Source organism: Rubripirellula obstinata (assembly GCF_001642955.1).
GTDB classification, from domain to species: domain Bacteria; phylum Planctomycetota; class Planctomycetia; order Pirellulales; family Pirellulaceae; genus Rubripirellula; species Rubripirellula obstinata.
In genome coordinates this window covers 18,689-31,578 of record NZ_LWSK01000066.1, presented here as the reverse complement: position 1 = coordinate 31,578, position 12,890 = coordinate 18,689, and the positions used below count along the sequence as shown (strand labels likewise).

At 53.3% G+C, this 12,890-nt stretch carries 15 protein-coding genes; 6 read left to right on the top strand and 9 right to left on the bottom strand.

The window, feature by feature from the left end:
* Positions 1-189: 189 nt before the first annotated feature.
* Positions 190-1,014 carry a response regulator gene (locus RC85_RS16180; RefSeq protein WP_160148238.1) on the bottom strand — a complete coding sequence of 275 codons (825 nt, stop codon included), beginning with the start codon at positions 1,012-1,014 and terminating at the stop codon, positions 190-192.
* 793 nt (positions 1,015-1,807) lie between these two features.
* On the opposite strand from RC85_RS16180, the gene RC85_RS16175 reads away from it, so the two are divergent.
* The 4 genes from RC85_RS16175 (at position 1,808) to RC85_RS16160 (ending at position 3,108) form a co-directional block, all read left to right on the top strand.
* On the top strand, positions 1,808-2,062 hold the full coding sequence (locus RC85_RS16175; RefSeq protein WP_068264693.1) for a hypothetical protein: 255 nt from the start codon (positions 1,808-1,810) through the stop codon (positions 2,060-2,062).
* Positions 2,063-2,164: 102 nt separating this feature from the next.
* A complete protein-coding gene (locus RC85_RS16170; protein WP_068264691.1) occupies positions 2,165-2,446 on the top strand; it encodes a hypothetical protein in 282 nt (93 codons plus the stop codon).
* A 109-nt stretch (positions 2,447-2,555) separates the two neighbouring features.
* Positions 2,556-2,855: a PIN domain-containing protein gene (locus tag RC85_RS16165; RefSeq protein ID WP_068264689.1), complete on the top strand. Its 300-nt coding sequence runs from the start codon at positions 2,556-2,558 to the stop codon at positions 2,853-2,855.
* Between the two features lie 73 nt (positions 2,856-2,928).
* Complete coding sequence (locus RC85_RS16160) at positions 2,929-3,108, top strand: hypothetical protein (protein ID WP_068264687.1); 180 nt, start codon at positions 2,929-2,931, stop codon at positions 3,106-3,108.
* 218 nt (positions 3,109-3,326) lie between these two features.
* Here RC85_RS16160 and RC85_RS16155 read toward each other — a convergent pair whose 3' ends face one another.
* A complete protein-coding gene (locus RC85_RS16155) occupies positions 3,327-4,145 on the bottom strand; it encodes a response regulator (protein ID WP_160148236.1) in 819 nt (272 codons plus the stop codon).
* Between the two features lie 328 nt (positions 4,146-4,473).
* Between RC85_RS16155 and RC85_RS16150 the strand changes: the two genes are divergently transcribed.
* Together RC85_RS16150 and RC85_RS16145 are read left to right on the top strand one after the other, a co-directional pair.
* On the top strand, positions 4,474-4,863 hold the full coding sequence (locus RC85_RS16150; RefSeq protein WP_068264683.1) for a hypothetical protein: 390 nt from the start codon (positions 4,474-4,476) through the stop codon (positions 4,861-4,863).
* A gap of 27 nt (positions 4,864-4,890) precedes the next feature.
* Positions 4,891-5,775 carry an NAD(P)-dependent methylenetetrahydromethanopterin dehydrogenase gene (locus tag RC85_RS16145; protein ID WP_068264701.1) on the top strand — a complete coding sequence of 295 codons (885 nt, stop codon included), beginning with the start codon at positions 4,891-4,893 and terminating at the stop codon, positions 5,773-5,775.
* A gap of 37 nt (positions 5,776-5,812) precedes the next feature.
* Here the strand turns inward: RC85_RS16145 and RC85_RS26340 are convergent, their stop codons facing one another.
* The 7 genes from RC85_RS26340 to RC85_RS27525 form a co-directional block, all read right to left on the bottom strand.
* On the bottom strand, positions 5,813-6,016 hold the full coding sequence (locus RC85_RS26340; protein ID WP_084422741.1) for a hypothetical protein: 204 nt from the start codon (positions 6,014-6,016) through the stop codon (positions 5,813-5,815).
* Positions 5,994-6,842, bottom strand: a complete 849-nt coding sequence (locus tag RC85_RS16140; protein WP_068264681.1) for a hypothetical protein — start codon at positions 6,840-6,842, stop codon at positions 5,994-5,996. Before RC85_RS16140 ends, RC85_RS26340 begins: the two co-directional genes overlap by 23 nt.
* Before the next feature lie 259 nt (positions 6,843-7,101).
* A complete protein-coding gene (locus RC85_RS16135) occupies positions 7,102-8,007 on the bottom strand; it encodes a serine/threonine protein kinase (RefSeq protein ID WP_068264679.1) in 906 nt (301 codons plus the stop codon).
* Between the two features lie 158 nt (positions 8,008-8,165).
* Complete coding sequence (gene accD, locus RC85_RS16130; RefSeq protein ID WP_084422740.1) at positions 8,166-9,128, bottom strand: acetyl-CoA carboxylase, carboxyltransferase subunit beta; 963 nt, start codon at positions 9,126-9,128, stop codon at positions 8,166-8,168.
* Positions 9,129-9,691: 563 nt separating this feature from the next.
* A complete protein-coding gene (locus RC85_RS16125; protein ID WP_068264677.1) occupies positions 9,692-11,194 on the bottom strand; it encodes a hypothetical protein in 1,503 nt (500 codons plus the stop codon).
* A 98-nt stretch (positions 11,195-11,292) separates the two neighbouring features.
* Entirely contained in the window at positions 11,293-11,880 is a 588-nt protein-coding gene (locus RC85_RS16120) for a hypothetical protein (RefSeq protein ID WP_068264675.1), read from the bottom strand.
* A 118-nt stretch (positions 11,881-11,998) separates the two neighbouring features.
* On the bottom strand, positions 11,999-12,799 hold the full coding sequence (locus RC85_RS27525; RefSeq protein ID WP_068264673.1) for a DUF4339 domain-containing protein: 801 nt from the start codon (positions 12,797-12,799) through the stop codon (positions 11,999-12,001).
* Positions 12,800-12,890: the final 91 nt, after the last annotated feature.

Genomic DNA, 12,890 nt, shown 5'->3' with positions numbered 1-12,890 from the left:
ACGCCACTGATTGTTGCGCGAGAATTGGTAGCGAAAGTCGCCAAGACTTTCGGTTTGTCGAGTTGCCGAAACTCTTGGCGAGTTTCGCTACGCCACTGATTGTTCCGACGGTACTAAGCTCGACTGAACCCTGGCGGGATCAGCTACGGGCAGGTCGCCGGCAAGAAACTCGGTCGTTTAAAACAGTTTCTAATTCATCGCTGCTGTTGCAACCGGCATGCACTTTGATATTTCGGTGATCAGGCTTTCTGGGTTGAGTGGTTTTCGGAACCACTGATTGACACCGCGAGGCCCGACTTCGACGTCGGAGTCGATTTGGTTGGTTCCGCTGACCGCGAAGACGGTCAGGGCTTCGAGCGATTGATCACCGCGAATTTGATCGATGGTCCAACGGCCGTCAAATTTTGGCATCGACATGTCCAGCAAGACAACATCTGGTTCATGCTTGGACATTTGGTCCATTGCTTCTTGACCATCAAAAGCGGTCTGAACTTCAAAGCCTTTGACTCGAAGGTAACTTGATAACAATCGAGCCTCATTTTGGTTGTCATCAACCAGCAACGCTTTGATGACTCGATCTTCCTGAACGGATTCGACAGCCGGCTCGGCGGTGGGCGTCAGCGATGCGACCTGTGCGTCTAATCGCTTCAGGTGCTTGAACAAACCGAACATGGCCTCGTCTCCGTTGCTCCACGACAACTTCTCGGCGGTCGCATGCAATTGGTTCAGCGTTTCGGCTGCTTCACAAATAATCTGCTTCATTGCCGTAGCGGAAGCACTGATCTGATGAGTGCTAAGGTGCGTACTGCTAAAGTCAACGGTGTTAGGTTGCTGCTGAGCAGACGACGAGATCGCTTTGGACGCATCATAGAGCTCACCGCGTAAAACGGCGATTTCCCGCGGGGCCTCGATTCCGATGGTGGCGTTGGTACGCGTCGAACGCAGTACTCGCACATGAATGCCGAGGGATGGAAAAACGATCGATTCTTCGTGACGACGTGATAGAACTAGCACGGGTTGGGTTTCCTTTCCGAACGAATCCCATTCGGGATTCTTGATGGACGTTGGCGAACCAGAGCGGCATGGTGCCACTCAGCCTTGGTTCGCAGACACAAACGTGCGACATCCAGTCGGCAAGCGTCCAAGAAGGACGCAGGGGGAAATCATCTCCGACACGAAAATTTCTGCTTTCGAGAAGTTAGGAAATCCCGATCAGTCGCCGCAATACCAATCCCGCAAAAATTTTTGTGATCAGAAAACCTGCACTTCTTTCGCTAGCAAATCCTCATCAACGAAGCTCCTTCAGATCACGCCTTGGATGCTAAACGATCGATAACTTCCGCCAGACGCTTATCCTCTGGCAAACCGCCCACATCAGCGGCGTACAGCTTCCGTGCCTCGAGCTGCTCAAGAACTCGACGACGTTTCCTGTTAAGGCTTCTTGATTTACGTGGTTTTGTTCGCGAGAAAAGTCCCATGGTGCCCTAGTAGTCCATGTCAGCTCAATCTTCGGGTAGCGGAACTCGCCAAGAGTTTCGGCTACGAGGGGGACGCCGAAAGTCTACGCGACTTCCGCTACCTCCTAACCGAAGATTGAGCTGACATGGAATACTAGCTTTGAAAATGGAATTAAGTTGCAAGAAATGTGTCTCAATGTTAGGAACGGAATTGTCCGCACAAACCCGCATTCCTCAAGTCGAAAATTAGAACGTCTATCTTGTTGAATGGTTTCGTGTTCATTCGCAGTTGTTGATGACCTGCCGTGGGCAGGGCAAACAGGTCATCAACAACAACGAAAGGAAACACCATGACTGACACAAAAAAGCCCATCGATACCGTTCGCCTTCCCGGAGGGATGAAGGCAACCACTTGGCTTAACACTTCGGAGAAGGGCACAACCTTCACCACGACGACCATCACGCGAACCTTCAAAACCAAGGACGGTTTCAAAGACAGCACGAGTTATAGCCACGATGAATTGCTAAAAGTCACCAAGATCGCAGAGAATGCCTACGACCGCATCACGGACATCAAAGCCAGCGAAGCGAGCAAATCCGACTAACGTCCTGAACGCCCTGCCAAAGCGGGCAGGGCGATTTTTCTTGCTGATGTCGTCGCACTTGTGCTACGATGGAAAGGACAGATAAGAAGGGAGAATACCGAGATGCAATACGCAGAACTTCAAGATCTACAACGTGACATCGCCAAGGCTTACGAGGCGGACGATCTTATCGCGGCAGTTCACAGCCTCACGGAAGCGTTCGAAAAACGTCGGGGCAATCGTGTCCGAGAAACAAAACCGATTGCGGACGAAGCCGAAAGCAAGGTCGTTAAAGATTGGCGTGACCTTTTAGGTCCTGGTGGTCCCGATGGAGAAACAGCCGAAGACTTCCTAGGACCTATCTACGAGCTTAGAGATTCTTCCGAGCCAAGGAACGCGTTTTGATGCGGGTTCTTGTTGATACAGACGTGGTTTCCTATGCCTACCGAAAGGATGAGATTTTCCAGTCCATTTACGGCCCCCAATTACAGGGCATCTTCCGCACGTCTCGTTCATGACTTTGGCTGAGGTGGAATACGGGATGCGGCGACGAAGCTGGGGAGAGCGTCGGCAGATCGAGTTGAACAATTTTATCGACAAGCATTTTTCTTCGATCATTCCAACGCTCGAAACATCGCAGCTTTGGGGAAAGATCGTTGCAGATGCTGAAGCATTGGGAAGACGCTTGAAAGTTGCTGATGGATGGGTGGCTGCAACCGCCCTTCAACACAACATGCCGCTCATGACAAACAATCGCCGCGATTTCGATTTCATCCCTGGTTTGCAGCTTATCTCGAACGCAGGGGACACCTGAAATGCCATAGTCACGTGAGTTTGTCGAAACGATTAAGAAGCGAGCCGACAAGAGCAAAGCGTTTCGCGTCAGTTTGCTTAGTGATGCAGCATCGGCCTTTGTCGCCGGCGAACCCGACACGTGCCGCAGCATCTTGAGCGACTACGTCAAAGCGACGATGGGTTTTGAAGAATTGGCACGACGGTTGGACATGACCTCGTCCAGCATCAAACGGATGCTCGGTCCAAAGGGGAACCCAAAACGGCTGCGTTGAAGCAGAAGCATCAACAACTCACATGGCGCAAAAGAAAACGGGAGTACCCCCGAGGGGGCACTCCCGCCACTTGGTGACAAGCAATCGTTCATTGAAATGGCGTCCATGCCGCCGGGTTACAAAACGTCGCCGTTAAGCTAAATCTTGTAGGGCGGATCCATCAGCCTTGCCCCGTTCAATCAACAACTCCTGCTTGAAACCCAAAGACTCGCGGTTACTTAATAAAGCGATCCTTCGCAAATTACTGGCCGCGACTCTTGATTAGTCATGTCTTTTTTACGCCAATCGTTGGACAGTTTGGTCGCAAGCACTTCTGGGTCGACCGGTTTTTGAAACCATCCGTTGACGCCACTTTCGTCAATCTTGATTCCGCTTTCCTCGGGAGTGCTGCCGCTAACCGCAAAGACCTTCAGCGACTGGTGGCTTTCACTTTCACGAATGTTGCGAATCGTCGATGGGCCGTCCATTCTAGGCATCGCCATATCCAACAACACGACATCAGGCTGCTCGTTGTCTTCCAAATACTGCAGCGCAGCAACACCATCGGTTGCAATCTCGACGTCAAAGTCTCGCATCTTCAAAAAGCCAGCAAGCAATCTGGCTTCGTTCGCATTGTCATCAACCAAAAGAGCTTTGCGACGCTTGGTTTCTTGCAGCACGGGCGGGCGCTGGTTATCGATCGCAGCATCGGCATCAACGCTGGACAGCGTGTTCTGCAAGTCCTGCAAAGCTCTTCGTGACTTTGCATCACCGGCGATCGCTGGACGACTCGCTAGCGTTTGGGCACACTCGTTGATGCGGTGCAAGTGCCGTTGAAACCGCAGGTCGCTGATCGGAATCGTACTGGGACGATTCATCTGATCTTGCGGCAAAGCATCCGCCATTTGCTCGGATATTTCACGACGCAAGATGGTGACATTTGAAGGAGCGTCGATGCCAACGCGAACTTTGCGTGACGACGTGCTCAAGAAAGAAATCGATATCCCACATTCCGGGAAATCGATTGCTTGGTCTTGTTGGCGAGAGATTACGAGCATTTTGAACTCCATTCCACGTAAGCGTGACGACTCAATCCGGTGTAAAAACACTGCACAAATCTTTCGACTCAGTCGTCCGATTTGATCGGAGTGATGCGTCCGTCGTGGAAAGGGAAATCAATCCCAGCGGAATTCGTATCCATGCATCGCTGACTAAAAGTATGCCGAGTTGCGATGTTCGACAAGTAGCGAATGAGATTTTTTTTTGAATCACTTTGACGGAATCAAAGCATCAGAAATCACGATTGATCTTGACGGCACGAGAGTGTTATCTAATTGATGAGAATCCGACAAAGAATTCAGAGTTCAGAATGAACAGCGAAATATCATGAATCGAGCGAATAGAATCACAACGAAGCTGGTTGCTCTGAGCCTGGCGATCCAAACCGGATGCCAAATGCCATCAAAACAAAACCAGGATTTTTCAGCGTTGACCACCCCCGTGTCCTATCGCTCTGACGCGGACACCAAAAAAAGTCAGCCCGATGGATTCGTTGGGGAAGCGACCGATGCGGCAAAGAAAACGGCGTTGTTTGTCGGCAAAGGAGTGTTGTTGGCAGCGGGCCTTGTCGCGTGGATGTGGCTTGATGACGATGATGAAACGATCATCGAACAGCAGCATCGCGAACGGGATCAGCAACGCTGGAAAAATGCTTGGCGTGACAATCCACAGGTCAACCCAGCGATGACGGCAGCGTTCAAAGACGATCAGGAATAAACATTACTTTTGAAATCAACCATCGCCATGCAACGCATCTTGTTTCAATTCGACACCGATGATCAACCGAGTTCTTTTGATTCGGTCGTCGCGATCGATGCGGGCGTTGATCAATTGCTGCGTTACCAAAACGTCGGCGCGTCTAGCGTTGCCGGACTAGTACACGGAGCCATGTTTACTCGCGGCGGCAACGACTTAGCAAACACCGCAATCTTCATCGGTGGCAGCAGCGTCGACGACGCCGAAGACTTGATGCGAGTTTGTCAGAAAACGTTTTTTGCAAACGTACGAGTTTCGCTGATGATGGACGCGGGCGGTTGCAACACGACGGCGTCTGCTGCAGTCGTCGCGGCGGGACGCCATGTGGATCTGTCAGGAACGAGCGCCGTCGTTCTGGCGGGAACCGGGCCGGTTGGGCGACGCGTCGCATGGTTGCTGGCGACCGAAGGTGCGTCCGTGACGATCACCAGTCGGTCTTTGACCAGGGCCAAGAAAGCTGCCGATGAAATCAATCAGTCAGTCGGCAACCAGCAAGTTGTTGGTCGTGAATTGGCTAACGATGATGACGCAGACCAAATCACCGCGGACGCCGATTTGATCATCAGTTGTGGTGCCGCAGGCGTTGAATTGATCGACGAAAACACAATCGCCAAACTCACAGACTTGAAAGTTGCCATTGATCTCAATGCCGTCGCGCCCGCCGGAATCGCAAGCATCAAAGTGACCGACAAAGCCGCACCGATCGGTAAAGCCGGCGCGATTGGTTACGGCGCAATCGGCGTCGGCGGCCTAAAGATGAAGACGCACCGCAGAGCGATCAAGTCACTGTTTGAATCCAACGACAAAGTCCTTGATGTGGCGGAGATTTACGCCATCGCAAAAGAGATTGAACAATCATCAGCAACTTCATGATCGCTAAAACCGAGCTACCACTGCTCTACTGAACGTTCTAAACCAGCACGGTTTTTGAAACCGGCATCACCATCGCTTGTGGCGTAGCGCTGTTGGTTCGATGGTACTCGGGCGACCAGCGACTCAGTTCGATCCACATCGCGATCACGGCAATCAGCATGAACAACATGCTCAACAGCAACATCACGGTGTAGATGCTTGGCGGCTGTTTACGATTATCATTCGATAGTTGTGTCGACACGATCGCTCTCCTGCAAAATTCCTTCGCTGTAGTCCACCAAAATTTTGGCAACAGCACGGTCGGGCGTTGTGCGTTGGATTTCAAGCTTGCCGACGTAACGTCCGCCGCGAGTGACTTCCAATCGATGGCCTTGGCGAAGTCCTTCGTCGGCTCCGATCGAAACCAGCACCAACTTACGCGGCCGATCGACTTCCAGAATGATTCCGTTTCGTTCGGGCGGTGCACCATCAAGCGGCGCGTTGATGTCGATGCCCTTGGATGTCACGACCTCTTCAAATCGTGTCACCTGAGCCATCAGTTGCTCGTTGCGTTCTTCTAGCTGTTGCTTAAATCCGCGAAGCTTGTTCATCTGGTCGGTCAGTTCAAGCGTTTGCGTGAACAGTGTGTCGCGGTCTTGTTGTTCTTTGCGAACAGCCGATCGCAGGTTTGTGTTTTCGGCTGTCAATCGTTCCAGCTCTTGGACTCGGCTGAGGTCTGTTTGGGTCAGCACTTGAACTTCGGCGGTCAGTTTTTGAACGCTCGCTTCGCTGTTCTGCAAATCGCTTTGCAATTGATCCAACTGAGTCTGCAAAGCGGCAAGCGCGGTCCGCCGCGCGGCTTGTTCGCGGTCCAGGTTGGCCTGGGTGGCTTCGGTCGTTTGACGAAGCTGATTGTTGATTCGCGTGGTTGATTCAATTTGCTGTTTCAGGCCCGGTTCGCCGTTAACGCCCGTCATCACGACGTCACGCCAATTCCGGTGCGAAGCGTTGACCGTCAAAGCCAAGGCCATAAAGATCACGCTGAGAATCAGGATGACAGCCGTAAATGCTTTCCCGATAAGAGTCATGGTGCGTTTCCCAGTGCGTCTAGATTTAGATGAAGAGAACGGGCAAAAATCGGCCACAATGGACCCGCGTCACCCGAAGTATAGTTACGCGGAAAAACGAGTGTCAACGAATTCGGCCTGAAAACCGCTAATGTCGTCCCAGAATACCGGCCCAATCCGGTGGTGCCGGTTCGGGGGATCGGTCGGATGACAAGTTTTCCACCAGAGTTCCGTAGAATCGGCATAATCCCAATCACTTGACTTTCTTCGGCCTGCCGCCTCACCGCCCCTCAAACGCCGATTCCACATCCCGGATTTCGTGCAAAAACTGATCAATCGTCGGCGTTCGCTTCTCGACCGCTGGCGAGATCGCTCGCATGATCGCTTTTCCAAGTCGATGATCGATCGTGGGACAGAGTTTTTCTAAGTCTTTCGGTGCGACCGTGTCGTGCTGTAGCGCGGCTCGACCGTTCAGCATTTCGCTTTGCCAAGGATGCTCGAACGCCATCAAACAAAAACATGTCACACCGAACGAGAAGATATCGACCCGTTTGTCGGTGGGACGTCGCCGAACAATTTCAGGCGACATATACAACGGCGTTCCGGTGCGGTTACCGGCCGTCATAAACGGCGGCGTCGCGGGAACCGTCAAGCCAAAATCGATCAGCTTGGTCAGCGTATTGTCGGGCGTGCAAATGAAGTTTCGCGGGCAAATGTCTCGGTGAATGAAACCACTGTCGTGGACATACTTCAGCGACTCCGCCATGTCCCGGATCATCCGGACGCGTTTCCCGGTAACGTGCTGTTCCTGCTTTTGCACGACAATGTTCTGCAAACCTGGGCCGCCGATGTATTCCATCACCAGCACCAATTCGCCCTTCAATGACGTGCCAACTTCGTAAGTTTCAACGACCTTTGGATGCTTCATCTGCATCGCGATCTGGCCTTCGTTGGGCTTGTTCAGCCCCTTGAACCGGTTCTCAAACAGCTGGTACTTCTCGATGTCCAGAACCTTCACGCCGACTTCTCGGTCACCATGAAGCCGATCCTTAGCGATAAAGAAATTCGCCATCGTCCCCGTAAACGCGGTTCGAGTTCGGTGGAAGCGACCCTGAACGTCAATCCGGTGCGTCGTGTTAGCACCGCTGGATTTAAACGCGGATTTCAGGGAATCAAACAGGGACATAAGAGAGAGTAGCTTTCAGCGATTAGCTTTTAGCTTTTAGCTATTAGCTTTTGAGATGACTGCACGATCACCGTGCCTACCCACATCTTAGCTCACAAGCAGAAAAGCTAAAAGCTAATCGCTAAAAGCTAGTAGCTAAAAGCTAATCGCTTCATCACCTACTTGCCGCAATAATCGATCGCGCGGGCGATTTCGGTTTTTAGGTTTTTGCGGGCCACGATTCGATCCACGTAGCCGTGATCGAGCAGAAATTCGCTGGTTTGGAATCCCTCGGGCAGCTCAATCCCGATCGTCGCCTTGATTGTCCGCGGTCCCGCGAAACCGATCAGAGCCTTGGGTTCAGCGAAAACCAAATCGCCCAGCGACGCGAAGCTGGCGGCGACACCGCCCATCGTCGGATTGGTCAAAACACTGATGAACAATCCGCCCGCTTTGTCGTAACGAGCCAACGCGGCAGACACTTTTGCCATCTGCATCAACGACAAGATGCCTTCGTGCATTCGAGCACCGCCGCCGGAGGCACTGATGATGATCAGCGGCAGATTTTGTTCGGTCGCCCGTTCGATCAAACGCGTCAGGCGTTCCCCGACAACACTGCCCATGCTGCCCATGATGAATGCACTGTCGGTCACAGCCAGAGCAACACGCCGGGCTCGCACCATGCCGGTGCCGGTCACCGCGGCGTCAGCCAATCCGGTACGTTTTTGTTCGCCCAAAAGCCGCTCGGCGTACTTCCGGCGATCCGAGAATTCAAGCGGGTCGGAAGGCCGCAGATGATCGTTCATCATCTCGAAAGTGCCGTCATCGAGAACCTGGGCGATGCGGTCCATGGCAGAAACGTAGAAATGATGTTCGCATTTTGGGCAAACATTCTGACGCTTCTCGACTTCCTTCTTGTAAACCGCTGACCCGCATCCTGGGCACTTTAGCCACAGACCTTCGGGGACGCCTCGTTTCTTATTCGCTGGTCCAGCGGCGACGGTTTGGTTTTCACCATTGGGCTGGTTTTCACCATTGGTTGAATTCGCGTTTGGCGATGCAACACTCTGCTTTGGGTCACCATCCCCATGGACCGGCGAATTGCCAGTTGGGTTCGATGAATCAGAATCGACTTTCGTCATGCGTGTGACCGGTTAGAGGCCTAAAGCAGTTGGAATTACTTTTTGCGGTGACGGATCTTCGCTCGCATGCGTCGTTTCTTACGTCCCACTTTTCTTCGTCCTTTACCCGTTTTCTTCGTACCCACCTAGTCAATTCTCCTTGAATGATGCTGCCTGTTGCAGCGGAATTACCACCGACAGAGTGCCCGGCGGCATGGTTTGATGCGTCAATTTCCACCCGACCGATTTAGGTCCGTGGTCCCGTAGAGTATCAAAATGCGGGAATCCAACAAGGCGAAAGAGCCCTGAAGCCACAAATCGGGTGCAGACACGCAAATCGACAGACGTTTCCGTAGGCCGTAGCGAGTGTTTGAATCGTAGCTGATCCCGCCAGGGTTCAGTCCATCGACCGGCCGCCGATGCTCGACTGAACCCTGGCGGGATCAGCTACGGGCAGGTCGCGAGAAATCTCTGCGGGTGTCGCGAGTTACGATAATTTGCTGGCCGCCGTAACTCGCTCCACTCGCTACGGCCTACTTTAAGGCTGCAGCCGATTCTCGTGCCTGCACCCCCGGAAATCATCCTCAGACCAAGTCCGTATCGCGGCTGTAGACCGCCAACGCACTCTCAAAGGTCTCGCTGCTGATCTTGAATTCGGGATGAGCGTCGGTGTGACGGTTGCAGTGATCGACCAGCACTCGATACAGCAATCGGAACAAGTGACGTGGCACCCGCAGCGATTGAAAGGCCGACAACAGTCGGTCGTAACTGACGTCGTCGCTAAACAAATCCTTGGGCTCAGGCGACGCGGAATCACCAGCACAAGCCAACATCCGAGCCCTGGCCAAATCGTACAAAGCCTCGCCCGTCCACTGGAACGCCGGAATCACGTTCTGCTTATCCAAACGTGCCCGTTCATGAAATTCGCGTGTCTCACGATCAATGTCGCGATGCAATTCCTGAGGCAAGAAAAGCTTGAAACCTAAACCGGGATGTTTCAGCAATTTGTTGTCCAGCAACGGCCAAACAAACCGCTGCATCAATTCAGGTTTGCCGCCGGTCATGTGCGGCTCATCCACCCGATCCATCAACACAACGATTCCCGAATAGCCCAACCGTCGCAGGATCGCACGAAACTTATTCAGCAATTCATAGCGATCGTCGGTTCGCTCGAACCGCGGCAACGGTTGCGAAGCTAGCTCCTTGCTCGCGATGCTCTGCAGCGCCGATCGAAGCGATCCAGTTTCGCGTTTGCCAACTCGCATGTGCTTGCGAATGCCAACAGCAGCCAAATGATTTTTGATCGTTTTGATCAGGTAAGGCAGTCCGCAAACAAGCGTGATCGCCGGCACCAGCCACATCCAATGGTTCGACATCGGTTCGGCATCCGCACCACGATCTCGCATGTACAACCACGCGACCAACGCGATCGAACCCAGTAATCCAATGATCGCCAGGACGAACGGAAACTTAGTGCCGAAATTTCCGTATCGCAGTTTGCGTCGAAGGTTGTTCCAGCGAGACGAAAAAGACGAAGCCGTCGATTGGTCGTAACAAGTCGCCAGCAACAACATGTCGCGAGCCGACGTTCGATCAAGCTTTTTCAACTGTGCCGCCGAAAGCGATTTGCCGGCGGGCGCGTCGGCATCACCGCTCTGCAAAATCCGATCCGCCAAATCCGTCACGCCCAGGCACAGGATCGAATCCATGTGGTCCCACAACTTCCACGAATCGAGCACCTTTTCTGGCTTTCGAGTCGTTCGGCGACTCATCCGTTCGCAAAAGTGATCCAGGAACGGATTGAAATCGTCATAGCGAATCACAAAAACCTGCTCGCCAGGATTTTCTGAATTGTAACGTTGCAGATGGCGATCGATCTGCAACCGCATCGCCGTCTTACCGCTGCCTTTGGGCCCAAAGATGATCGAGGTCGAAGGCTCCTTGGGGTCGCCGTAAACCTTGTCCCAAATCGGGTGATAAGCACTGCTGATGCAATGTTCCTTGAACACTTGATCGGTCTGTGCGTCCTCCTCCGCGAATGGATTGCGGACGATGCCGTGATGTTCAAGAAAGCTTTGGATATTCATTTAGGTTTTACCGAGATTCATTCGTTCTACTATCTACGATGCATTCAAAATCTTCGTTTCCACCTCCACCGCGAAGCGGGGAAGGTGAACGGACGTATCTATTGAACGCTTTTCAGCATCTTAATCAGCGCTTCGCGATTTTCCTTAACGACTTCCCCAGGACCAATCATTTTTACAAAGTACAAACGGCCTTCGGGATGTTCCAGAATCGCGCCGGTCATCGCCCAATCCTCTTTTTTGACGACTTTTCCGCCACCAAACGGTCCTCCGCCCATGCGATCAGCGAACGAGCCATTGTTATCGACGACGTGAATTTTCCACTGGCCGACTTCCATCACTTCAGTCTTCTTCGCCTTGGGATCGCCGCCAACGAACTGCCCCTGCCAACGTTTGATGTTCGGCTGAACGCCGCCGCCACTGGCCATCATCGTCACCCGAGCCTTCTGGGCGTCGTCCCCGTCACCAGTCGTGGCAGCGAATTCATAATCCAGCATTCGCGATCCCTTTTCGGCAGGCTCAAAGTCGGCCGGAACGGTCAGCTTCGATTCGCCAAAGAACGTGATCTCAGTCGTCTTCGCAGCATCCGAATCAGTGTCGGCAACCGCTGGAGCGTCGGCCGAAACCAAGGAGCAGGCAAATCCAAACCCAAGGGCAAGATTTAAAATAAGGGCAAGAGTGCGAGGCATAACGTTTTCTCCAACAGGGTGGTGCTGCGTGTTTTTCAGAGGCCTCACTGTAAACAATCCGCCAAACCCGGGGAATGACTCCCAAGCCCCGGCCTACGTTTTGCAATGCCCGCGTCCGCTAACTGCTGCCCGACACCAAATAAACCAGCACGCCGATCAAGGCAATCGCGATGGCCAGCAAAGTGCCGATCCAAAAGATTCGCTTCCCGTTTTTTTGCCGCCGAGCCGTTCCCACATCCGATCGCCCCGACAAGTTTGGCGTTTCAGCGATTGTCGCAGACTTGGCATGATCGGTGCCCGACACCGAACCAGATCTTGATTCCGCAAACACGGGCTCGGACACCGGTTGCTGAGTTGCCTGGGGCGGTGCGGGGGCCGTCGCCGAGCCCGGATCCTTCTTGGGCGATCGGTCTGACAACCCCGGCAGAACTTCGCTAGCTGATCGCCAATTCGGCCAACCGTCCCGCCACAATAATGCCGTCGCAGCGACGCGTCCTTCACCGATCCACGATCGCAGGACATCGCCGTCGGCCGGCCCATACTGGCCGCCGCTCGGGGGACGCACGTACCAAGTCGCATCGGGGTCGCTGCTAATCAGATCGATTTCAACATCAGGCGCAGCAGCAGCAGCAGCAGCAGCAGCGGACTTGGCGGATGCTGCCGATTTCTCGCTGACGGGAGCTTTCGACGCCACCGCCGCTTTCGGCGGATCCTCAATCGCCAGACTTCGCTCGGCATTCTGCTTTGGAATACGAAACTTTGACGAACAGGCCGGACAGATCCCACGCTTGCCCGCGAGCTCTTCCTTGATGTTCAATTGTTTCGCACAAACGTGACATGCAAAGCGAATGCCCATCAAAAACCCAAGGTTGAAACCACGCGACGCCGCAATCGCAGCGGAAAAGTAGAAAAGAAACACGGAACTACAGGATAGTCCATCCGGCCGGCCATCACAGCATGCGGTGGCAAACCCAATCCTGGCAAACCCAATCCTGGCAAACTCTGCCGCT

What these genes read in the sequence shown, in the direction of transcription:
- RC85_RS16175 (WP_068264693.1), top strand. Translation starts at nt 1,808, where the DNA reads ATGACTGACACAAAAAAGCCCATCGATACCGTTCGCCTTCCCGGAGGG.
- RC85_RS16170 (WP_068264691.1), top strand. Translation starts at nt 2,165, where the DNA reads ATGCAATACGCAGAACTTCAAGATCTACAACGTGACATCGCCAAGGCT.
- RC85_RS16165 (WP_068264689.1), top strand. Translation starts at nt 2,556, where the DNA reads ATGACTTTGGCTGAGGTGGAATACGGGATGCGGCGACGAAGCTGGGGA.
- RC85_RS16155 (WP_160148236.1), bottom strand. Translation starts at nt 4,145, where the DNA reads ATGCTCGTAATCTCTCGCCAACAAGACCAAGCAATCGATTTCCCGGAA.
- RC85_RS16150 (WP_068264683.1), top strand. Translation starts at nt 4,474, where the DNA reads ATGAATCGAGCGAATAGAATCACAACGAAGCTGGTTGCTCTGAGCCTG.
- RC85_RS16145 (WP_068264701.1), top strand. Translation starts at nt 4,891, where the DNA reads ATGCAACGCATCTTGTTTCAATTCGACACCGATGATCAACCGAGTTCT.
- RC85_RS16140 (WP_068264681.1), bottom strand. Translation starts at nt 6,842, where the DNA reads ATGACTCTTATCGGGAAAGCATTTACGGCTGTCATCCTGATTCTCAGC.
- RC85_RS16135 (WP_068264679.1), bottom strand. Translation starts at nt 8,007, where the DNA reads ATGTCCCTGTTTGATTCCCTGAAATCCGCGTTTAAATCCAGCGGTGCT.
- accD (WP_084422740.1), bottom strand. Translation starts at nt 9,128, where the DNA reads ATGACGAAAGTCGATTCTGATTCATCGAACCCAACTGGCAATTCGCCG.
- RC85_RS16125 (WP_068264677.1), bottom strand. Translation starts at nt 11,194, where the DNA reads ATGAATATCCAAAGCTTTCTTGAACATCACGGCATCGTCCGCAATCCA.
- RC85_RS16120 (WP_068264675.1), bottom strand. Translation starts at nt 11,880, where the DNA reads ATGCCTCGCACTCTTGCCCTTATTTTAAATCTTGCCCTTGGGTTTGGA.